General features: G+C 57.1%; 18 protein-coding genes. 8 read left to right on the plus strand and 10 right to left on the minus strand.

Annotation, left to right across the window (positions count from 1 at the left end; all coding sequences use genetic code 11):
* Positions 1-105: 105 nt before the first annotated feature.
* The 4 genes from QM780_RS10315 to QM780_RS10330 are packed head-to-tail and all read right to left on the minus strand — an operon-like array spanning position 106 to position 3,704.
* Positions 106-405: an EthD family reductase gene (locus QM780_RS10315; protein ID WP_415070396.1), complete on the minus strand. Its 300-nt coding sequence runs from the start codon at positions 403-405 to the stop codon at positions 106-108.
* Positions 402-935, minus strand: a complete 534-nt coding sequence (locus QM780_RS10320) for a flavin reductase family protein (RefSeq protein WP_415070397.1) — start codon at positions 933-935, stop codon at positions 402-404. The genes QM780_RS10315 and QM780_RS10320 overlap by 4 nt, the downstream gene beginning before the upstream one ends.
* On the minus strand, positions 919-2,628 hold the full coding sequence (locus tag QM780_RS10325; RefSeq protein ID WP_415070398.1) for an amidohydrolase: 1,710 nt from the start codon (positions 2,626-2,628) through the stop codon (positions 919-921). The genes QM780_RS10320 and QM780_RS10325 overlap by 17 nt, the downstream gene beginning before the upstream one ends.
* On the minus strand, positions 2,625-3,704 hold the full coding sequence (locus QM780_RS10330) for an LLM class flavin-dependent oxidoreductase (protein WP_415070399.1): 1,080 nt from the start codon (positions 3,702-3,704) through the stop codon (positions 2,625-2,627). Before QM780_RS10330 ends, QM780_RS10325 begins: the two co-directional genes overlap by 4 nt.
* Positions 3,705-3,862: 158 nt before the next feature.
* On the opposite strand from QM780_RS10330, the gene QM780_RS10335 reads away from it, so the two are divergent.
* The 8 genes from QM780_RS10335 (at position 3,863) to QM780_RS10370 (ending at position 15,212) form a co-directional block, all read left to right on the plus strand.
* Entirely contained in the window at positions 3,863-4,870 is a 1,008-nt protein-coding gene (locus QM780_RS10335; protein WP_415070400.1) for an Lrp/AsnC family transcriptional regulator, read from the plus strand.
* 104 nt (positions 4,871-4,974) lie between these two features.
* Positions 4,975-6,258, plus strand: a complete 1,284-nt coding sequence (locus tag QM780_RS10340) for an MFS transporter (RefSeq protein ID WP_415070401.1) — start codon at positions 4,975-4,977, stop codon at positions 6,256-6,258.
* A 156-nt stretch (positions 6,259-6,414) separates the two neighbouring features.
* Positions 6,415-7,809: a cytosine permease gene (locus tag QM780_RS10345; protein WP_415070402.1), complete on the plus strand. Its 1,395-nt coding sequence runs from the start codon at positions 6,415-6,417 to the stop codon at positions 7,807-7,809.
* A 672-nt stretch (positions 7,810-8,481) separates the two neighbouring features.
* Entirely contained in the window at positions 8,482-9,645 is a 1,164-nt protein-coding gene (locus QM780_RS10350) for an ABC transporter substrate-binding protein (RefSeq protein ID WP_415070403.1), read from the plus strand.
* A 6-nt stretch (positions 9,646-9,651) separates the two neighbouring features.
* Entirely contained in the window at positions 9,652-10,644 is a 993-nt protein-coding gene (locus QM780_RS10355) for an ABC transporter ATP-binding protein (RefSeq protein WP_415070404.1), read from the plus strand.
* The gene (locus tag QM780_RS10360) at positions 10,641-11,534 is read left to right on the plus strand and encodes an ABC transporter permease (protein ID WP_415070405.1); all 894 of its coding nucleotides are present in this window, start codon (positions 10,641-10,643) and stop codon (positions 11,532-11,534) included. The genes QM780_RS10355 and QM780_RS10360 overlap by 4 nt, the downstream gene beginning before the upstream one ends.
* Positions 11,527-12,342 (plus strand): ABC transporter permease, encoded by an 816-nt coding sequence (locus tag QM780_RS10365; protein WP_415070406.1) that lies wholly within the window; start codon positions 11,527-11,529, stop codon positions 12,340-12,342. Before QM780_RS10360 ends, QM780_RS10365 begins: the two co-directional genes overlap by 8 nt.
* Positions 12,343-13,724: 1,382 nt before the next feature.
* On the plus strand, positions 13,725-15,212 hold the full coding sequence (locus QM780_RS10370; RefSeq protein WP_415070407.1) for a L,D-transpeptidase: 1,488 nt from the start codon (positions 13,725-13,727) through the stop codon (positions 15,210-15,212).
* Between the two features lie 485 nt (positions 15,213-15,697).
* On the opposite strand, the gene QM780_RS10375 is transcribed toward QM780_RS10370, so the two are convergent.
* The 6 genes from QM780_RS10375 to QM780_RS10400 all read right to left on the minus strand — a co-directional run bounded on the left by QM780_RS10375 (position 15,698) and on the right by QM780_RS10400 (position 23,119).
* The gene (locus QM780_RS10375) at positions 15,698-16,228 is read right to left on the minus strand and encodes a hypothetical protein (RefSeq protein ID WP_415070408.1); all 531 of its coding nucleotides are present in this window, start codon (positions 16,226-16,228) and stop codon (positions 15,698-15,700) included.
* Between the two features lie 173 nt (positions 16,229-16,401).
* Entirely contained in the window at positions 16,402-17,805 is a 1,404-nt protein-coding gene (locus tag QM780_RS10380; protein WP_415070409.1) for an FAD/NAD(P)-binding protein, read from the minus strand.
* Positions 17,802-19,013 (minus strand): FMNH2-dependent alkanesulfonate monooxygenase, encoded by a 1,212-nt coding sequence (gene ssuD / locus QM780_RS10385; protein WP_415070410.1) that lies wholly within the window; start codon positions 19,011-19,013, stop codon positions 17,802-17,804. The genes QM780_RS10380 and ssuD overlap by 4 nt, the downstream gene beginning before the upstream one ends.
* Positions 19,014-19,022: 9 nt before the next feature.
* Positions 19,023-20,246, minus strand: coding sequence for an aminomethyltransferase family protein (locus QM780_RS10390; protein ID WP_415070411.1), 1,224 nt, complete (start codon positions 20,244-20,246; stop codon positions 19,023-19,025).
* Positions 20,247-20,305: 59 nt separating this feature from the next.
* Positions 20,306-21,814 (minus strand): APC family permease, encoded by a 1,509-nt coding sequence (locus tag QM780_RS10395; protein WP_415070412.1) that lies wholly within the window; start codon positions 21,812-21,814, stop codon positions 20,306-20,308.
* Between the two features lie 69 nt (positions 21,815-21,883).
* Positions 21,884-23,119 (minus strand): SfnB family sulfur acquisition oxidoreductase, encoded by a 1,236-nt coding sequence (locus QM780_RS10400; RefSeq protein ID WP_415072005.1) that lies wholly within the window; start codon positions 23,117-23,119, stop codon positions 21,884-21,886.
* Positions 23,120-23,124 lie beyond the last annotated feature (5 nt).

Raw genomic sequence — 23,124 nt, forward strand, 5'->3', positions numbered from 1 at the left:
CCCTTCGACTGGATTTCGAAATGCCTGAATGCGCCGTTCGAGTTCAGGTTCGAGACCCATAGATTACTTCCCCTCGTGACGCCGAGCGTCTCACATCCTGGTCGCTCAAATTTCAGCAGTCAGAATTGTCACGCCGCCGTCGGCGAATTTGGCCAAGTCCGCGACCGCGGCTTTCCCTTCCTCCGAAGCCATTGAAGCATCGAGGTCAGCTTTCGTGTCGTAATCGAGAAAGGCGATCAGATGGGCCGGCTTTGCGTCATCGCTGCTGGCTACAGCACCACGGCTAAACGAGAAACGCTTCAGGCGAGGCATCTTCTCGACAAGCTTGGTGTGAACGTCTTCATAATGGGCGTTGAATGCCGCATCGCTGGCTGGCGGCCCATAAATAACGGTAACTCGGATCATTGTTTCGCTCCGTCGACTTCGAAGGGAAGCATCTTTTTGCGCGCGTAGACGATCGGATTGAGATCGTGTCCGCGTTCGACCTCGACGACCCTGCCGATGACGATCTTATGATCGCCTGCCTCTATGATCTGATGGAGTTCACACGCAACGGAAGCAACGCAGCCGTCGATCTCGGGAAGGCCCAACGCACCAATCTGCCAATCGACGCCATCGAATTTGTTGCTGGCTTTGGTCGAGAAACGCATGGCCATGTCTTGCTGACCGTGCGCCAGGACGTGAACGAGAAATTTTCCTTCGGATTGAATGGCGCCAAGCGTCGTCGAGCCCTGGTCGAAACACGCCAGCATGAGCGGCGGATCGAGCGAGAGGGAGACGACAGCCGAAAGCGTTGCGCCGCTCGGATCACCCGCCGCGGTCCACGACGTAATCACCGTGACTGCGCCCGGCAGATCACCCATGGCCGACTTGAAAAGTCCGGGATCGACCGACCGGAACCTCCTCATCGTCAGATCTTCAGCGGACTGTCTCATGCTGGCTCGCTCCTGTTGCTCCATTCCTGAGCCAAATTTCTCTGCCATTCTTGAAAACGTAATCGACTTTGATCTCGGGCAATTCGTCCACCGCCACGGAATGCGGGTCACGATCCAGAACGATGAGATCGGCGAACTTGCCAGGAGCCAAACTGCCGCGAACGTCGTCCTCGCCAAGCACCGCCGCCGCATCGATCGTGTGAAATCTCAAAGCTTGATCGAGTGATATTGTCTCTTGCGGGTCCAGAGGAACACCCGAGTATGTCTGCCGCTTCACGCAGCACCACACACCGAACAACGGGTTCGTGGCGCTGCTTTCCGAACCGACCCAGACGTCCGAACTTCCTGACAGTCGCCAGCCTTGCTTGAGCAGTGTCGCAAATGAGAAGCGGCCAAGCTTTCCGTAATCGCCGAGATAGTCGGGAAAGTACTCACCGAACGTGTAGAGAAACACGGGCTGAGGAACGGGAATGATGCCTGCCGCGGCCCACTTGTCCGCGGTGACCTCCGAAGGCATCAGATTGCCGGCGTGCTCGATCCGCGTGTGGAGACGTCCCGTCGGTGCGCCGCCGATCTCGAGTAGGGTGTCGCATACCCACTCCTGCGCTCGATCGCCGTTGGCATGAACGGCCAATTGCAAACCGGCAAGCTGAGTAAGCTCGATTGCGCGTTGGGCATACTTCTTGTCGAGAGCCACTTCGCCCCTGAAGGTATGGCCACCCCGACACCCACAGGTGAGATACGCAGATTTGACCGCAGCGCTCTTGGCTGAGAAGCCTCCATCAGCGAACAGCTTGACCCCCTGAATCCGAAACAGATCGTCAGGAGCCGAAACCGAGATCGAATTCTTCCAACCACACGCGGCTTCGAGCGTGAGTGTCCCAGGCGCCCAGAGGTAGGTCCGAACCGACACCGGCAATTCATCACTGGCAGCAAGATCATTCATGATCTGCAAGCCCGCGACGGTTTCCGAAATCTCGCCAATGGTTGTGACGCCGTACTGCGTGAAGAGCCTTGGGATTCTCTCAACAAGGGCCGCCTTCAGCTGCTCTTTCTCCATCGCCGAGAACGGCAGAAGATTGTCCATCTCCTTGACGATGCCCGTCGGCTCGCCGGACGCATCGTGCTCAACGCTCGGCAATCCGGTGATCGAATACGGTGGCGGTGAATAATGACGGTCGATCAAGCAGACCGCGAGCGCTTTGGAGTTCAGGATTGTCAGATGGCCGCCGGCGCGCAAAGCCACCGGATGAGAATTGCTCACACGATCGAGTTCAAAGCGGGTTGGAAAGCGCTTCTCCGCAAGCTTGCGATCAAAAAACAGGTTCGCCTGACCGACGACCCAATCGCCGACCGGAGTTTCAGCCGCCTTTGCTGATAGCGCGGCGATAACATCATCGATCGTCTGGCATTGCGGCGCCCGGCAATCGACGACGCCAAACGAGGCGCGGCACGCCACCTCAATATGGGCGTGAGGATCGACGAACCCCGGCATTATGGGCCGCTCGCCGACATCGATAACGCGCGTGCTCTCGGACGTCGCCGCCGCGACTTCGTCTCTGCGCAGAAGTCGCAAGATGCGCTTTCCGCGCACGGCGACGGCTTCTATCCTGGGATCGGTATCCCGCTCCATCGTGATGACACGACGGCTGATGACAATGAGATCAGCCGGTTCGGGTGCGCTGTCGGTCATTCGGCCGCGATCTTGCTGTAATTGGGATCAACGACCGGAACGACTTCGGTGCCGATCAGCTGAATGCTTTTCATGATTTCTTCGTGTGGCACACCGTCGATACGCAACAACACCTCATCGATGCCCATCGACTCGAGCTTGCGAAGCCGTTCAATGAAGTCGGTGGGCGAGCCAATCATCACCGACGGCGTTTCGCTGATGAGGAAGTCGAGATTCTTCTCGTTAGCCTCGAGGAGCTGAATCCGCTCCAGATATTCGTAGCTGCCCTTCTTCGACAGCGGCACGTAAAGATCGAGAATGAACTTGAAATAGCCGAGCGCGACGTCGCGCGAAACTCGTGCTGCCTCCTCGCGCGTCGGTGCGCAAAAGGCCGTTGCAACGTAAAGCCCCATGTAGGAATTGGCCCTGGGCATGAGGGCTTTTCCGACGGGGTATGCCGCGCGGTATGCGTCGATGCATTCCTGTAGATAGTCGAAGCCAAAGTAATTTTCGAAGCACATGACCCCGATCTGCATCTCGCCGGCGGACGTGTGGGTCTTGATGCTGGACGCCGCGACGGAAACGGGAGGATGGGTCTGCTTCTCGAAGGACGGCACGATCGTCCTCTCGGGAATCTTCCAAACGGGCCCATTGTGTTCGAGATGATCACCAGCAAAGATCTTGGCCAGGACATCCATCGAATCAGACCACTGCTCGCTGGTTTCCGTCGGCTTCACACCGAAAGCTTCGAGCGTCGTAAGATTGTTCGAACGCGCCGTGCCGATCTCGGCCCGTCCGTTGGAAACGATGTCGAGCGTCGCCAAGCGTTCGGCGACGAGGATGGGATGGTTCCACTTGAGAAGCACAGAACACATCACGCGGAACTTGATCCGCTTGGTGTGCTGCGAGACGGCGGCATAAAGCACTTCAGGGGCGGAAACGGTGAAGCGCGGAGGACTGAAATGCTGTTCCGACGTTCCCCAAGTCGAAAACCCGAGCTTATCGGCAAGAGCAACCTCAGCGATCATCTCTCGATAGCGCTGAGCGCAACTCACGCCCGGCATCACTTCGCCTTCTTGCAGAATGCCAACTTTCACTTGAGATGGTCCCTATAACCGTAATTCGTATTTTTTACCGCATATAAATGCTGTAATTCGTATTTATGTCTAAGTCAAGAGTGTGAATCGTTATCTGGGCTTGAATCTCTTAGCGGCTTAGTTTGAGGTTGCGCGTCGTGTGCCGCTGGGAGGGACGGATGAAGGATTTACTGACGACGCCGGATTATCTCCGGCTCGTCGCATCTCTCGACGATCTCGATCGCAAGATCGTTTCGCTCCTTCAGTCCGACGGACGCATGCCGTTTTCACGTATCGCTCGCGAGGTCGGGGTCACCGAAAAAACGGCACGCAGTCGCGTGCTCGATTTGATCGAGCAGCGCGTCATGCAAATCACCGCCGTCACCGACCCTTCCGTGTTGGGCTATGGAACGGCTGCCCTGCTCGGCATCACGACCAGACCGAACCGCCCTGCGAGCGAAATTGCGCAAGAACTGCAAAAGATTCCCGCGATCGACTACGTCGTCGTTTCAACCTCTCGGTACAACCTTTTTGCCGAACTCCTTTGTCGCGACCGTGCTGCCCTTCAAGCCACAATCGAGAACGAAGTCGGAAAAGTCGATGGCATCCAAACTATCGAGGTGATGCCTTACCTCAGTCTCCACTATCAGCTCGCCCATTTCGAAGCGGCGCAAAACAAGGTGCCGGACGAAACGGGCGTACGCCCTCGCGAAATCGACGCAATGGATGTCCGCATCATCAGATCTCTAAGCGAAGATGGCCGCAAGCCTTTCTTGCAGGTCGCAGAAGAACTCGGAGTATCCGAAGGACAGGTGCGGTTAAGATTCAAGCATTTAACCGATACCGGCACGGTCCACGTGATTGCTCTGATCAATCCGATGGGTTTGCAATATCGTTCAATGGCGTGGATCGCGATCAACGTAGCATCCGGCCATAGCGCAATGGATGTCGCGGATGATCTCGCCCGCCTTCCGAACACCACCTACATTGCCATTTGTGCAGGTCGATACGACATTCTCACCGAGTTCATCTGTCAATCGGATCGCGAGTTGCTGGAGGTGATCGATCGCAATGTTCGCATGCTACCCGGCATCGCTCGCCTCGAAATTTCGATCTACAGCGACCTCTATTACAAACGCCTCACGCCGATCCGCGACGAGGCCGTCGCGGCATCTGCTGCGATCTGACAGACTCGCAGTCTCATTCCAATTCTGCTAACGAGCCCGCCCTGTTAGCTGCGGAGGTCTTTGCTTGTGCAGCGTTTCATCCGCCGGAACAGGATGTTTTGCGTATGCCGACCACGCTCGAACAAACTCTCGCAAAAGTGCAGTACCGCCTCTTGCCACTGCTGATCGCAGGTTATTTCTCGGCTTACCTCGATCGCGTCAACGTCAGCTTTGCCGCGCTTCAAATGAATGCCGATCTTTCGATCGGACCTGAAGCATTCGGCTTCGTCTCAGGCATCTTCTTTCTCGGCTATTGCCTGTTCGAGGTCCCAAGCAACATCATCATGACACGGGTCGGGGCGCGGCTTTGGCTGGCGCGCATCATGGTCACATGGGGTCTACTCTCTGCGGCGACGGCCTTCGTCACCGACGTATATTCGCTCGCGACCGTCCGCTTTTTGCTTGGCGCTGCCGAAGCAGGCTTCTTCCCCGGAGTGATCTATTACCTCACCAACTGGGTGCCTTCAGCCAAGCGAGCGCGCGTCGTGTCGATGTTCATGATGGCCATTCCCGTCTCTACGATCATCGGCGCACCGATATCCGGTACGATCCTGGATCAATGGAACGGCGTCATGGGCTTCCACGGATGGCAATGGCTATTCATGCTCGAAGCACTACCCGCCATAACTCTTGGCATACTCTGTTTTTTCACTCTCACAGAGCGCCCGTCCGATGCCACGTGGCTTTCGAAGTCGGAGCGAGAAGAACTTCTCGCACATCTCGTTGCCGATCGAGAACTTCATGTTCCAAGTCATAGCCATTCGATACGCGACGCCCTCACAGACCGACGCGTCATTATCCTCGCGATCGCATGTTTTGGCGTTGGAATCGGCCTCTACGGGCTCGGCTTCTGGATGCCTCAGATCGTAAAAAGCATGTCGCTCAGTAATTCCGCAACGGGCTGGATCGTTGCGGTGCCGTACGCGATTTCTGCGCTTTTCATGATTTTCTGGGGTCGCCATTCCGACCGTTCAGGCGAGCGGATTTGGCACATCGCGATCCCCAGTCTCGTCGCCGGCGCCGCATTCGGACTTTGTGCATTCGTGACGTCCCCGGTGCTTCTGCTCACTCTTCTGACCATCGCCTCGGCATGCACCTTGTCGATCTTTCCCGTTTTCTGGACATTGCCCGCAACAATGCTCATGGGTCCAGCCGCGGCGGCAGGCATCGCCCTGATCAATTCGGTCGCGAACTCGAGCGGCTTCTTTGGGCCCTATCTGATCGGATTTGCCAAACAGCACGGCGCATCATCTCAAACTGCGATCGCATTGATGGCGATCTTCATGTTTGCGGCTGCAGCTTTGATCCTTTCTATGGAGTTGGAGGCGAAGAAGAGACTGCCGACTTGAATCGCCACTCGTTGGCGATGCCGCCCTGCGACTCGTCCATCGATTTCCGGGACCTCTTGTAACGGTCCGGCTTGTCCAGTTTATTGGCGGAGTCATTTGCGCCAGGCACGGCGCAAACGAAAAGCAGCAGAATATATCGGGGGGATGAGATAAATAATGAGTTCAGACCGCGACAGCATCGCCGAATCCGGTTGGCCCCTGACAGTATCCGACAAGAGCTGGACGACACGACAATTGACCGTCGTCCTGCTCGTCACTGCTTGCGGAAACTGGTCCTATCTCATCGGGCAGTACGTTGCGTTTTACCTGGACTTCAGGATGGGCGTCGCGGCGCTGATCGCCGGCTCGATGATCGGCATGCTGATGCTGACGCTTGCCGTCGTGCCCGCTTCGGCCAAATACGGAATCGATTCCATCGCCGCTTCGAAGCCTCAGTTCGGAAATCGCGGCTGGCTTCTCACAGTCTTCCTCCAATACGCATCGATCATCGGCTGGAATGCCTTGCTGCTCGTATTCTTCGGCAAAGCGGTAGCACAGGCAGGCATCACGCTGGGATTGGTTGGCCCTGAACATTCTCTCGATGTTGTAAGGGCCGTGTCGACCGTCACGTGCGCCGTCGTCTATACCGTCCTGTTACGGGGTCTGAAGGGACTTGAGGCTGCATCGAACATACTGTTCTTCGTCGTGGTCGGGATCGGCGCGTGGATGCTCTACATGCTGCTTTCCCAGCAAGCCGGCGCGCTCGCAACTGCAAAGCCGTCGATGCCGTCGCCGAGCCTTGCGTGGAACTACGTGACCGGCGTCGAGATCAGCATCGTCTCGTTGCTGGGCTTCTGGGCATATTTCGGGACGATCGTCCGCGAGGCGCCCTCTCCTTCCAGCTCCGTTCTTCCATCCATGCTGGCGATGGGACTGTCGCTGCCGCTTCTCAGCATCGTCGGACTCGCTGCAATGCTCGTCTTGCAGGTTCCGGATCCGACGGCTTGGCTGGTTTCACTGGGGGGACCGCTTTATGGCCTCGTCGCGCTTCTGTTTGTCATGGCCGCAAATCTCGGCCCATCGCTCGCAGGCGTCTATTCCACGGCAATAGGTTTGCGCCGCGTCCCGGCGTTGGAAAAAGCAAGCTGGAATACGCTCATTCTCATGGCAATCGTACCGGTCGCGGCCGTTGGCGTTTTCATTCCCGAAGAGTTTTTTTCAAGCTTCGGAACGTTCCTCGCCTTCATCGGCATCTTCTTCGCACCACTTTGCGCGATTCAGATCGCCGATACATTCCTGCTGCGGAAAAATGTCCTCAACATTCGCGGAATCTACCAGGACGGCGTCGGCACTCCGTACGAATTTTGGTTTGGGTTCAATCCGGCGGCATTCCTCGCAATGGCTGCTGGGTTTTTCACATATCTCTATCTCTTGAATCCCGTAACGTACGAAAGCCGGTGGCCTTATGAATACGTCACCGCCTCGCTACCGGCCGCTCTTGTCTCTGGAATAGTGTTTGTTCTTGCGACGCGCTTTTGGATTATTCCGGCGGGCAAAGGCGATTACGTCTAACGCGACTTCGAAACTGCTGCGCGCGTGACCGTTGCGAATGCGGCGGCACGCTCGCGTGCGAACTCACTCGACTTCAATGGCAATCGATGAATATCGCGAGAGGGGCCTCTCGCGCGTCGAGCGCCGCTGCCAACGTTCCTGATGCAATTGATGCGGCGGCACGAGCCAGCAAACTTTTCTGGCACTGTAAAAAAAAAGCGCAATCGAGCGGAAATAGGTCATTGACTTAGATCAATCTACGAAATACGGTCATACAATCATCTGCATATACGCTTTACGGTATGTAGCTGCTTGCGCAATGCGCAGACCGCCTCGATCTTGGGCAATGTCCCGATCGGAAGCTCCAAGAGAAGGATGCCATGCTTCTCAGCCGCTCGCAGAAACGACGTGCACGGCCAACAGCGCAATCCGAAGGCCGCGGGGAACCGACTCTCCTCCGTTCCGCAGAATTGTGGATCTGCTCGAGGCTCGGCCAGTTGCTCGACTATTTTCCAAACCGAACGGCGCCGATCTTCACCATTTGCGATGGACCGGATGGCCCTCGCCTTTCGACGACTTGCAGCTCATTCCTCGACAATGAGCGCAGCCACTTCGTTCTCGTTCGCGGCAATCGAAAAGAACGCCGAAACGATCGCAGTTCGTATCAGCACCAGCTAATTGGGAGTTTCTGAAATGAGTGACGGGGTTGGCAACGATGGCAAGCGGGGAGTCTCTCGTAGACAAATTTTGCAAACCGGAGCGCTCTTGGCGGGCGCGGCCACACTCCCGCTACCTGCAATCATCGGCAAAGCACGAGCCACCGACGCAAAAGACGCATTCAAAGGCGAAGAATTGACCGTCTGCGCTTGGTCGGGCGGCTACCTCGATTCGTTCAAAACCGCGATCTCTGATCCGTTCAACGAAAAATACGGCACGAAAGTCTCGCTGGTCGGCGGCTGGGATCAGATGGTCGCTCAAATGAAGGCTGCTCCTCCGGGAAAGCCTCCATTCGATATTACCGTGTCGGAAGAATATACGACGCTCGGCGCGCTGGCGGAGGGCCTTTACGCGAAGTCCGATCGCTCCAAGTTTCCACAGCTTGCCGATGTGCAGCCATTCTTCCTGACGGCGCGCCCGGAATCGGCGCGCGACTACGGCGTCCCGCTCGGGTTGGGATTCTCGCTCCCGATGCTGAATACAGCCCTCACCGCCGAGAAGCCTCTGAGCTGGGCGACGATGTGGGACAAGGATCTCGAAGGCAAACTGGCGCTCGATTCCGGTGCCTATTGGTGGATCATCGCAATCTCGGCGATCTGGGGCGCCAAAAAAGATTTCAACGCTTTCTACGATTGGAAGCCCGGACAGGCGTCCGATCCGATATTCGATGCGCTCGATCGGCTGCGTCCGGCCAAATACTACAAGGACGGCGCGGAATTATCGTTCCTGATGTTGCAGGAGCAGGCATCGTTTGCACAGATCTATTCCTCCGATGCTCTGGGTCTCATGCAGAACGGCGGCCCGACCTACAAAACCGGTATTCCCGCCGACGGTACGGTCGCGTACGGCGACTGGTACATCAAGGTCAAAGGGACGCAACACGATGAGCTGGCCGATGCCTTCCTTGGCTATCTGCTAGAGAAGGAAACGCAAAACAGCTTCATCAAGGTCCAGATGTCGGTGATGTCGCGAAAGGACGTTACTGTTCCATCCTTCTGGCACAACTATCCTGTGACCAACGACGACTTGGTGAAGAATGTTCGTTTGATGACGATGGACGGCCTGCAGCGTCTGCTGCCTAACTTCGATGCGATGGGAGAGCGCTTCCAGAAATCGGTACTGAAGACGTCTAAGGGCTAAGGCGGAATGGTTCGCGCCCTTCGATTGGAACGTGTCGTTAAGCGTTACGGGAATCATGCCGCGGTCGACGAGATTGATCTTCTCGTCGAGCAGGGCGAATTTCTTACCCTGTTAGGCCCGAGTGGATGTGGAAAGACCACCACACTCCGCCTTATTGGCGGCATGGATCGTCCCGACAGCGGCGTCATCGAAATCATGGGGCGGAGAGTAGACCGTCTGCCGAGCTATAAGCGCGATACCGCTACCGTCTTCCAATCCGGTGCGCTTTTTCCGCACCTGACGGTCGCAGAGAACGTGGCCTATGGACTGAAGATGCGCGGTGTTTCGGCAGGCGAGATCGGGCCGCGTGTCAATCGCATACTCGACATCGTCCGGATGGGGGGGTTCAGTGAACGCTATCCGGCCGAAATGTCGGGAGGCCAGCGCCAACGTGTGGCGTTGGCCCGCGCCATGGTCGTCGAGCCGAGCATCCTGCTTTTTGACGAACCAATGAGCGCGCTCGACCTGAAATTACGGTTGGAGCTGCGGACTGAGATCCGCCGCTTGCACCAAGAGCTGGGCTACACCGCGGTTTTCGTGACCCACGACCAGAGTGAAGCGATGGCGCTCTCGGATCGCATCGCCGTCATGAACAAAGGCAAGATCGAGCAGATCGGGCCGCCGATTGAAATCTTCGAGAAGCCCGCCAGCGAATTCGTCTATACGTTTGTCGGAGAATCCTGCTCGCTCGAACTGCCGCATCAAGCCGCGATCGGCGCCCGAGGCCGCTTGTTCATTCGTCCATCGAACCTCGGGCTGGTCAACGGAGCCGGCGCCGAAAATGTGCTGATGGCGCGTGTGGCATCGATCGAATATCTCGGCGGTATCTATCGAATCCACGCCGAAACGGACCACGGGACCATTTTTTTCGATAGTGCGAAGGCGCCGACTGTCGGACCGGATCACATGATCAAGATCGGCTGGAAAAGCGCCGACGCAACCTATTTTCCCCTGTCATGACTGTCGGCGCCGACATTCTTCCGCGTCGCTCCGCGTGGTCCGCTCTGACAGCTAACATTCCCTGGCTGCTGGTGCCGGCACTCGCCTTCATTGTTTTCGTCTTTGGCTGGCCGCTCCTTTATTTGTTGCGCATGAGCTTCAACGAGCATCCCGGCCCGTCTGTCTATGTCGAAGCCTGGTCGCTGAGAAATTATCTCTACATTCTCACCGATCCGGGCATGCTCGAGGAAATCGCCAAGACCGTCTACATCTCGCTGGTCACCGCCATCGTCACAGTTGTCGCGGCATTTTTCTTTGCGCAGTTCGTTTGGCTTCGCGAAGGGCGCAGTCGCCTCATGCTGCTTGCCGTTGCCCTCGGTCCGATGCTGATTTCCGAGGTCTCCGTCATCATCGGATGGCGCATCTTCTTTCCTTCTAACGGCTTGCTTTCCTATGCGCTGATGTCTGCGGGTCTGAGCGAGCGAAAGATCAATCTCCTTGGAACCGAGCTCGCCGCCGTCGTGGGTCTATCGTACATCTCGGTCTCTTATTGCTTCTTCTCGATTCTGAGCGTCCTGAACGGCATCGATCGCGGGTTGCTGACTGCCAGTGGCGATCTCGGTGCGTCGCCAGCGCGAACCTTTTTCACTGTTCTCCTTCCGCTGGCCAAAGGCGGCATTGCCGCTGCCTTTACGCAGGCGTTCGTATTCACGATGGGAATTTACGCGACGACCAACGCACTTGGACCCGACTCGCTCTGGACGATGCCCTACGAGATTCAGCTCCAAATGCTGACGCGCCGGAATTGGCCAATGGCCTCCGCACTATCTGTCGTCCTCATTGCAATAATCGCGGTCGCGGCACTCGCTGTGCAGTGGCTGCGGCATAGAAAGGGAAGGCGCCGTGTTTGAGGAGCGCGTGTTTCGTTATCTGCATCGAGCTTTTGCAGGCCTTTTTGTGCTCTATGTGCTCGTTCCTCTCACGATCACAGCCGTTATGGCGTTCAGTGATGACAACGTCATCCGCTTTCCGATACGGGGCTATTCTCTTCGCTGGTTTGGAGAGTTCCTGAACGATCCACAATGGAACAACGCCGCTTGGAACTCTCTCGAAATTGCTCTGCTCACAACAGTGATGTCGATGGCTCTCGCTCTGCCGACTGCTTACGCGCTCGCAATCGGATCGCGGAACCGACCGGTTCTTCAGACCTTGTTGATCTTGCCGCTGTTCGTCCCCGGCGTTGTGTTGGGAATATCAGTTGCCATGGGGTTCGGCTCCATCACCATTTTCGGCTCAGAACTCTTCGGCTCCAGGCTTCTCGTTGCCTTCGCCCACACGCTCTGGGCACTACCGCTGGCGATTACTGTGCTCGTTCCAACATTTGAGACGCTGGACAGAAACCTGATGGAAGCCGCTGGCGATCTCGGTGCCCCGCCGCTCTTTGCATTCTTCAACGTCATTGTTCCCGTCGCGATGACCGGCATCGTATCTGCCAGTCTGTTCGCGTTCATCACATCGCTCAACGAATTCATCATGGCGCTGTTTTTGACGACCCGCGATACGCAAACGTTGCCTGTAATGCTTTGGTTGTCTCTACGATCGAGTGCTTCTCCTCAGATCGCTGTCGCTTCGTTTGTATTGGCTGGATCGGTCTTCACGGCCGTCAGCATTGCTTATGCCTGGTATGCGGTCTCGCGACGCGGGCAAGGCAATGTGTGATACTGCTGAAACGATCATCGGTATGCAGGCGCAGGATTTTTCAAAGTACCCTCACGATCCACAATTGATCCGGGCGAAAATGGAAACGCCGTTCGCATGGCCGACACGATGACTAAATTGAAAAAGTTCGCAAGCCGCGGTTTGTCGTGACTCTGCCCACCATCACAGTGAAATAGCCGCAAGATCTCAACTGCCGAAATTTCAGCGTCGATACCCAAAGCCCGGACCCACCTGCCGCGTCGGTGGGAGGGCGGATGCTTCCGCAGATCCAGACCCCGCTGCTCGAGCAATTTGTGTTAGCTAGGCCCAATCGTTTTTGGGTTGCTCAGATCACTTTGTCCTTTGCTGGGCCTCGCTCCGAACCCCCAATCGGCAACTTGGATCGGGGATTTACGAAGGAGGATTTCCGCGGCTCACACTGATCGGAGCGGGCTGGTGTTATCGAACCGGACCAACTCCGAGGACGGCTTCGATCCTGTTTTTTAGCCGCGTCGCGAGGTCCGTCGGATCCAACCAGAAAATGCTATTGAACTGGCGAATGTCGAAATGGACTTTGTCGTTTCGAGGTTGCTGCACGTATAGAAGACTGGGAGGTTCAACCCGCGTGCGAAGCCGGCCTCGTAGTCTACGCTTGGCCGTTGTCCCGTGAGATCGGCAACGAGACGCTTGGACCGGCGTATCTCTCCGATGATGACGTCGTCGATCTTGTCAATGTGTTCCGCCTTGTCGACGCGGCGGGGTTTGTAACCAGAACTGATAACCCCAGGCTCCAGACCATCCTTCCAAGCATCATTCATGCTCCCATCGAACCACATTGCGATGAAAGCCTGAGAGGAAGCGGCGAGCTTCGTACGAAGCCCATCACAATACATGAACCCATCGGCGGTAAGCCGAACGAGGTCCTGACCTCGACGCTCGAGGTAGCCTTTTTCTTGAGCCAATCGATAATGGGCACAAGCTGGTTGGCGATGAGTCAATAGGCGGCAGAAATTAGGGAAGGGCTAGTTGTGTCAAAGGACCTATTGAGGTCGTAGGCGTCTTTGGAAGCTTGATGCAAAAAACCTTCGATGCGCTCCTTCAAGGTGGGCAACGGAATGAACATTTTCTCGGGACGCAACGCGCAAGCGGAAACTCTTTGGGAGCGACTGCCTGAGCCCGCGCTTCGTAATCATCCAGGAGATTGATGCGCTTGCCAGGTTTATCGACGCCCAGGTATTACTAGTGGCAGTTCATCCTCCATATGCGAGACCCCCAATTCTCGATGAATCGCAATCACACATTTGTCGGTTTGGTCGGCGAAACGTAATCTCGCCGTTTGACACATGAGAGAAATGTGCAAGGCCGAGTTCTATACGCGGAGTAGCGCAGCAGGTTCGTTAACTATGTATCAATCGCTTATTCGGCGTCGCAGGGATCTCTACATTGTTGCAATCGCGGTCGTCGCCACCTTGATGGCGATGACCTGCGGCGCTCATGCGAAAGAGCGGGACCAGTCGCCCGCGGCGGCGCCTCGAGATGCGGGAGAGCCGATCATGGCAATCGTTTCGATCAGATCTCAGCGAGTTACGTTTTACGATGCCGACGGCTGGATTTTCAGCGCGCCGGTATCGACAGGTGTCAAGGGACGTGAAACACCAGCGGGAATCTTCGCTGTAATCGAGAAAGACATCGACCACCACTCGACACTCTACGACGACGCGTCGATGCCCCATATGCAGCGCCTTACGTGGAATGGGATCGCCCTGCACGGGGGGCCGTTGCCGGGTTACGCCGCTTCGCACGGTTGCGTACGGATGCCCTACGGCTTCGCCGAGAAACTGTTCAATAAGACGCAAATCGGAATGCGAGTGATTATTTCTCCAAACGACGCGACGCCGGTCGCCTTTTCCCATCCGGCGCTATTGATTCCGAATGCGGAAGCTGTCGCCGCCGCTCCGGAGCGTGCCGAGACCCTTGACCGTGAGGCCAGTGAGGCCGCTGAAATCGCTAAAGAGACGAAAAAGTCGGCGGTGAAGGCCGCGCGCGAAGCCGCGTCTTCGAAAGCATCCCTACGCAAGCTGGAATGGCTGAAGAAGGACGCTGACTCCGACCTCCGTGATGCCGATAGGGACGTGGGCGCCGCGAAAACCGACAAGGCAAAGGCGCGCGCCGAGGAATGGAAGGTCAAGGCCGTCGCCAAAGCCGGGGAACGGGCCACCAAACTCGACACCGCTAGAGCTGATGCGACGTCGAAGGTCGACCTCGCAGCCAAAGCAGCCGATGCCGCCAAATCGGCTGCAGCAAAGAAGATTGAGACGGCCAATGCAGCGAACGAAGCCAAGCTCGCGCTCGAACCGGTCTCGATTTACATCAGCCGCGCGACCAAAAAACTCTACGTTCGGCGGAATACGCATAAGCCCTGGCCGGACGGAGGCGAGGTCTTCGATTCAAGCATTGAGGTCCCGGTTGAGATCCGGGATCCTGACAGGCCGATCGGCACCCATATATTCACGGCGATGGCCAGCGACGGGGATGCCCTTCGATGGACTGCTGTCACGATCGATCACGGTGATGATGCCAAGGACGCGCTCAATCGGGTCAATTTTCCAAAGGACGTGCTCGATCGCATCGCGCCGACTGCACTCCCCAGATCTTCGATCATTGTTTCGGACGAGCCGCTGAGCCGGGAGACCAACTATCGCACCGAGTTCATCGCGGTCTTGAGCAACGAACCCCAGGGTGGTTTCAAAAACCGACGGCCGACGGTGCTGCCCGCTCCTCCTCAGGTCGTTAAATCATGCGGGTTCTTCGGCCTCTTTTGCAAGCCGAGCGCAGCCCCGAAATCTCGTCGACGACAAAACCGCAACGACCAGGCGCAACGGGACCGGTAGTCGTAAACTGCGGCAGAGAGACTTTGATTTGGTGGCAATCAAGCGTCCACATCAGATCGGTAAGCGGGCGAACTGTAGGTGGCGCGATGGCGACCGCGCTTCAGGTTATGTCTGCTATCGGGATTGAAGCAGACATCGCGAAATGTCCGAAAACCGAGAAAGCGGACGAAGAAGTGCAAGCGCATACTGCGCCGCAGTCGAGTGAAACATCCCAAAAGCAGTCATTGGCCCATCTTTCGGAGAAATCGCCATTCGCGTGGCTGGCCTTTCCGCTTTCGACGACAAAGCAGAAACCTTACTGGCCGCGCCGACGACCATTTTGGGTCCCCAATCGCGCTTGTCACGGACGCGCAACCAGGGCGTTACGTTGGCTAGTACCGACCGGTGATGAGTTTTAGTGTGCGGTACAAAGCAAGACGCGTTGAGCTGTCCAAAGACCGACGCCTTGCTCCACAAGACTGTTGCCATGCACATTATCGGTACAGTCAATGCTGCTCAAGGTTGCCGTTGGCGGCCGCAGGTGGTTGAAGACCAAAAGCGGCGAACATTACATCGTGATGTGGGAAATCTCTGGTCCGTCCACCAGCTGCTGGAACAACGAGTTCAGCGACCTCCGGATCGTCGGCAGCTCGCGACAGGGCCATGACGCTGAGAACCAAAAGCTCAATCGGCAATCCCATGTGGGCAGCGCGGCGACAGAGTTGAGGGCAGCACTGCGTGTCTATAACACATTTTCTCACTTCAGGAGCGAGACTGTTCACGATTTTGGGCCAGTCAACATCACCATTCCGCAATGCGTCGCCGATTGTTGGCCCGCAGAGATAGCGCATATCTGCGGATAAACCTGCTCGGATTGCAGGTGAGCTCCAGTCGGAGCTGCGGGCAATCTTCAGAATTCTCTGACCGAGCTCGAGAGGATCCAACGTTCGCTGCATACTGGGGTCCGGCGGAAGCGCACCGGTGCGACGCGACTGGCGAAGTCCCATTTGCTCTGCAAAGTTCAGCAGCAACAGCACATGCCGCGATCTGGAGTAGGGCGCGTCCGATATGGGAGTTGAGGATGGCCTTGAAGATCGACTTGAAGAAATTGCCGATGGCATGGAACAGGCCTAAGCAGCCTGAGGAATTGGTGAAGGACAATGGGTTGTTCTTGACGTAGGAACAGGCATTGAAGGCCTGCAGGTTCGATTCAGTGGAGCGCGAACTCTTCTGCGCCCTCACGGATGCTTCCTGCGACGGTCGCTGCAAATTCCGTCACTTGAGGAAGGCCCATCAGCTCGCCGACGCTGGCCCGAGCCAGCGGTCCGGCGATCCAGAGCCTATCGACGGCTTTCCCATCGCTATCGAGTGCGCGGCCCTGCCGATCACAGTCGATGCCGAGATGCAGAGGATCCGGTCGAACGTAACCTTGGGCTTTCAACTCAGTGAGAAATTGTTGGCTTGCAAGAACGCGCCCATGGTCAGGGCCAGTCGCAAGAATAACTGAGTCAACGACGCGTGCGAGCCTGCGGTCAGAGCGAGACAACCGTAGCAGGACGTCTAGGCGGCCGTCTCGGCTACTCAAATTCTCGATCGCGGCTGCCATGAATTGCAGCGCTCCCGCTTCGACACGCCGCCGGATGATGGACTCGAGCTGAGGCGCAATTCGGAAGCGGTGCACGTCCCAATATGGCCGGAGACGTAGAGCAATCCGACGGCGCTCGGCGAGAGAAAGTGCGGGCCAGAACGATTTGGCTTGTGCGCGAACGGCATCAATGACGGCGTGCCAGGATAGTCCATTGGCTTCGGCATCGGCGATTGTTCGCCGGGTGCGTCTCAGGAGGTCGATGGCACTTTGCGGCAATGGGTCGGTAAAATTACCGTATGGAACCAAGGGCAATGGCGCGTGGCCCTTCGAGCGCAATCCATGGCGCGAGATTGCAGTTATCTTTCCATAGTGGCCGCGAGCATCGAGCGACGCGACGATGTCTGCCATTGTCAGTCCGGTGCCGACGATAAGGATTTTATCATCGGGTCGCAGATCGCCTAGCGCACCAGTGGTCGTGGCATCGGTGATGATCCTGGGGTCATCCGACAGGACTCCGGAGAGCGCATCGGGGACGCGCGGCTCGGGGTGCGTTGTTGCGATCACGGCGAAATCAGCTTGAACGCTTCCGTGCTCTGCCCGAATGACCCAGCCGTTATTCGAGCGCTGTATGGAACGAACACGACTCTGAATATGCTCGATAGCGCCGCTCGCGAGAAAAGGTGCGATCTGATCGTGCACGTAGCGTCCGAAGATGGATCGTCGAGGATAGGAAAACCCATCCTCGGCAAAGGAGTCCGGGTCGTTGGCCAGGGCGTTGGTGCGATCGATCCAGTCGAGGAAATGCGTTTCCTTATCCGGAAGCAGGCTCATCTTCGCTGCGGGGACGTTCGTTCGGTGTTGCGGATCTTCGCTGCCATACGCAAGTCCCGCGCCGAGCAAGGGCCGGGGCTCGAAGATGACGATTCTGGCGAAATTTTTATGTGCAGCCAGATGATAGGCAACGGCAGCACCAGAAAAGCCACCTCCGATGATCGCAACGGTCGAACGCTCGCCGAGTTCGTTCACGATTGCCCCGCTCGCGCTGCCGGCCGGTGATCACCCGCTATAGTCTCGCCGAAGGGGCCCATATTCACGACGTTCGCGCTTGGTCGCGTCGCGTGTGCCAGAGGCAGTTTGGGCAGAAGAAGTTCCGCCGCGCGATAGCATTCCTCTAGATGCGGGTAGCCGGACAAAATAAAAGTATCGATGCCCAACTGGCGATATTCGTCGATGCGTTCGGCGACGGTATCTGGGTCTCCGACGAGCGCAGTACCGGCACCCCCGCGTACGAGTCCTACTCCGGCCCAAAGATTGGGACTGACTTCGAGCTTGTCACGCCGGCCGCCATGCAAACTGCTCATGCGCTGCTGACCGACCGAGTCCATACGGGCAAATACCTTCTGCGCGGCTTCAATCGTCGCATCGTCCAAATGCTCGATAAGCGCCGCTGCCGCCTCCCATGCCTTTTCCGTGGTTTTGCGCACGATGACATGAAGCCGGATGCCGAATGTGAGTTTGCGGCCAGCCGCTGCCGCCAAATGCTTGACATGCTGGATCTTCTCCGCGACCGCGGCTGGCGGCTCACCCCAGGTCAAGTATTTTTCGATCATTTGCGCCGCGACGCTGTTCGCCGCTTCAGACGAACCGCCGAAATAAAATGGAGGGCGTGGAGTTTGTATGGGCGGGAAAAGAAGACGAGCATCCTCGACGCTCACGTTCTTGCCTAGGGTGGTTACGTTTTCACCCCGAAGGAGGCGATCGTAGATGTCGAGAAATTCACGAGTTAGCTCGTATCTCTCGGAGTGATTGGAAAAAAGACCGTCGCCCCTGTTCTCCGCAGGATCTCCTCCGGTCACCACATTGATCAAAAGCCGGCCGTTCGAGATTCGATCGAGCGTGGCCGTCATCCGCGCGGCAACGGTTGGTGACTGGAGCCCTGGCCGCACGGCGACCAGGAAGCGAAGCTTCTCGGTAAGCGGCGCTAGCGCTGCGGCGACGATCCAACTATCCTCGCAACTTCGCCCGGTCGGAAGCAAAGCCCCATAGTAGCCGAGCGAGTTGGCCGCCTGCGCAATTTGCCTCAAGTACGGAAGGTCGACCGATCTGCCGCCAAGCGAGGTGCCGAGGTAGTGGCCGTCCCCATGAGTTGGAATGAACCAGAGGACGTTGATCTTCTTGGGCGCTTCATCCACGTCCGCATGAGCCAATTGATGATCGATTGTGCGCAGTGTCATAGCTAGGTCTCACTCTAGGATTGGGAGGCTAACCGGCGTCCGTAGTGCGACAGGTGGCCGTTCGGGAATGTCGACCGCCAAACCGCGCGGGATTTTTTTTTCCTTGTCATACAAGGGGAGATTTGAAAGCACGGCTGCGTGGGGCTTGAGATCGCGGCCAGTGACCGTCACGCGCCTGTCTTCGTCAATGGGTTCGTTCAGTCGGACGATCGCGATTCCCGCATCGAGATACGGCGAATAGGCCGCCGCCGTAACGAAGCCGAGGACTTTGCCGTTCGCCGTTACGTGAGATTGGCGCAACGGTTCGCCCGATTTGCTTATGAGCCCAATCAGGCGCGGTTCACGGCTGGCGGTCTCAAGAGCCGATCTTCCAATGAAGTGATCTTTCGAAAAGTCGACATAAGCGCCGAGCCCCGCGTCGAACGGCGTGAAGGAATTGTCGAAGTCCGAACCATTGTTGAGAATGCCTGCTTCGATCCGGCGGATTTCCATTGAATCGAGGCCACTCACTTGCAATCCGTGAAGGCGGCCCGCTTCGAGCACGGCGCCCCATAGCGCTTCTCCGTCGTAGCCAGGCTCGTCCGGCAAGGTGTAGAATTCAAAGCCCAGTTCGTTGGTCCAGCCGGTTCTCGTTATAACGACGTTCTGTCCTTTGATCCTTGCTCGGCGGACTGCGAAATATTTGAAATCGTCGGGAATGCCGCCGTCAACGAGTTCGTTCAAAATGTCGAGAGATGCCGGGCCTTGAACCTGTGCGACCCATGAGCGGGGATCGGAAATTTTAACGTCCAGGCCTTCGCTCTGAGCAATGAGCCAGGAAAATACCGGTCCGTCAGCTTGAACGAACCAGAAGTGGTCTGCCGCAAAGCGCAGCAACACACCGTCGCAGAGCAACGTGCCGTTCGGATAGCAGAGCAGAGAATAGGCAGCGCGTCCGGGCTTCAGATTCGAAATGTTTCGTGTGAAGACCTTGTTGGCGAGCTTTTCGGCTTCGGGTCCCTTGATTTCGATCGGTCGCTCGCCGGTATCGAACAGAGCTACCTTCTGCCGAAGCGCCCAATAGCCGTCGATTCGATCGATCTTCTGCGTCACCGGCATGAGGCGATTGTTATACACGCAGTACTTGGCACCGTTGGCGAGGTGGAAACTGGAATACGGCCCGCGATCGGTGCCGTAGTCCCAACCACCGTCCTCATCGGCGGCAACAACGAGGCGAGTTGTGTTGAGAGACATCTAACGTTCCTGCTTTAATTTTCTCGGATTGATCTGGCTGACTTGAGCGTTTGGGTCCTTTATTGGATGCTGAGATCCTTCTTTGCGCGCTCCGGCCACTCGCCTTTATCCACGATGTAGTGGCGATAGACGAAGAGGAGCACGACGATGACCAACACGCCCAAGCCATAGAAAAGCGCGTTGGGTGCGAAGGTGTTGGCGCCGAACAAGATGAGCCCGAGGTTGAAGAGGGCGAGAGCCGGCCCGACATAATTTACGAGGAAATCAGGCGCTCGAAAGTGGCGCTCGCTCGTCGGATATTGGCTGCGCAATAGCTTGACGGCGACGAGGTCCATCGAAATGCTCAAAAGGTAGGAGACGGCTCCGGCCGCCAGAACGAACAGCGGCGCGCCGAGCAACATCAGAACTCCGTTGACGACGATGTCCGCCCACATTCCAGCGACAGGGGCGCGGTGACCGTTGAGCCGTGAGAGAAATTTCGGAAAAACGCCGTCAACTGAACCCTGATATAGAGTTCTCGAACTGACAGCCAACAGCGTTCCGACCGACAGCAAAAGTGCAAGGATCAGAACGATGGTCACAACCTCGGCGGCCTTGCTGCCAAAGGTCGTGGTCGCGAGTTCGGCGACCGCTTGCTGCGTATACCCGGCAACGAAGTCGGGTTGGGTCAGAGCCTTAAGACCGAGCACTCCGAGAAATGTGAACGGCAACACCACGTAGCACACGAAGGCGATCAGCCCGGTCGACACGATTGCCCGAATGTTATCGCGATGAGGGTCCTTGAATTCACTGACAAACGAGACTGCCTGTTCGGCACCGTAGGTGCTCCATCCTGCGATGAACAAACCGCCGGCCAAAAGCGTCAGACCCTCTTTGCTGAACCAGTTCACGCCTCCCTTCAGTTCGAACGGCTTGAAGTTCGCGTAGTTGATCGTGCCGTTAAAAAGCGGAACGATGGCGATCAGGACCAGAGGTATCAGCGCAAAGAGCGCAATGATGTGCTGAATTTTCGCCGCCCGGAGAATGCCTGTGTGCTGAAGCGCAAATACGAACAGCAGAACAAGAATGCCGGTGATGATCGTCGCGTTCAGTTGGAATACGATCCCCGGCAACACCGACGACAGGTCGAGCAGAGTGACGGAGAAGGCTGCGAACGAGGTGCCTTGAAGAAAGGCCGAGATGATGTAGCTCCCGCATAGCGAAGCCAGAACGGTCAACGACGTTGAGGTTCCGAACCAGTAGGCGCCCATGTTTATCGGAGCGAAGAACTTGCTGTACTTGATCCACGCGACTGACGCATAGACGGACCCGCCACCTGTCTTGTTGGGAAACACGCCGGCCAACTCAGCGTACAAAAAGAGCTGCACGAAGCCGATGACCGATGAGATAGCCCACACCAGAATTGATGCCGTGCCGAGCGTGTCGGCCATGGCGCCGATGGAGAAGAGAATCCAAGGCGAGGCACCAGCCGTGATCCAGAACGCATCTTTCCAGGTGATGACACGGCGCATTTCTGATTGAGAACTTTCCGCAGAAATCTGCGGACTTTCGAGGGTTGAAATGGACATGGCTGTTCCTTTGGGGCGATGGGCCTTAAATCGATAGTCAGTGGATTGTGGTGCGCGAAGGACTGGTGCCTAGCTCCAGGCGTGGAGCGGCGGTTTGATATCGTTAAGGAAGTAATCGCCCAGGATCGCGTACTTCCAGCGAACCGGGTCGTGCAGCGTGTGCGTCCGCGCGTTCCGCCAATGACGATCGAGATTGTGCTCGGCAAGTGTCGACCGCGTTCCCGCAAGCTCGAACAACTTGTTCGTTGCCGCGATCGCGATCTCTGTACTCAGGACCTTTGCCTCGGCAACAGCGATCTGAGCTCGAGCAACGGTGTCCGCTGTTGCATTGGCGACCGCTTCGTCGACGGTGTGACCCGCCTTCTCGAGAAGCGCCTGGGCGGCATGCAATCGCAAAACAAGATCGCCCACCGCATGAATGGTATAAGGGTCACGCGAGGCTTGATCGATGCCGCTATCAACCCACGGGCGTGATTTCGTTCGCACGAACGCGATCGTGTCGTCGATCGCCGCCTTGGCAATTCCCGTATCGACGGCGACCTGAATGATCTGAAAAATCGCGCCATCGGCGGTGGGCTTGTCGTAGCCCTTAAAGCCCGGCACGAGGAATGCCTTCGGCACGCGCACATCGTCGAGGGTAACGGTGCCGCTGAGTGTGGTGCGCTGTCCGAAGCTGCTCCAATCGTCGATGACGGAAAGTCCCGGTGCATCCCGTCGAGCGATCGCGTACCAGGCACGGCCTTGATCGTCCAAAGCGACGATCGGAACGAGATGGGCAAGAAGAGCGCCGCTCGAATAGAACTTTCGTCCTTTGACGATCACATGGTCGCCGGCGTCGGTAAACTTGGTCTCGAATTCGGCCGCCTTCTTTGAACCGAACTCCGAAAACGCATTGCCGAACCGCACGCCGCGCAAGGCCAGATCGAACAGCAAGCGCTGCTGGTCCTCGTCGGAAACCGTGCGAATGGCTGCGAGAACGCCGAGATGGTTTTGTGGGATCTGCCCGAGCGACGGATCGGCGGCCGATATGATCTCGATCACCTTACCCAACGTCACGTACGAGACGTCCGGCCCGCCGAATTTCTTCGGAACGTTGATGGACCAAAGACCGCTCTGCGAGAAAGCGTCCAACTCCTGAACTGGCCAGCGCCGCGTTCGATCGCGCTCGGATGCGCCTTGAGAAAATTTCGCCGCCAGCTCTTGCGCGATTTGAATTGCTTCCTGGTCGGACTTGATGACGTGGGCGACTTTTGTCGGCCAAGGCAGCGCAGTAACGGCTTCAGGGTTGGTTTTGGGTACGTCGATGACAT

Source organism: Hyphomicrobium sp. (genome assembly GCF_047600905.1).
Taxonomy (GTDB): domain Bacteria; phylum Pseudomonadota; class Alphaproteobacteria; order Rhizobiales; family Hyphomicrobiaceae; genus Hyphomicrobium_B.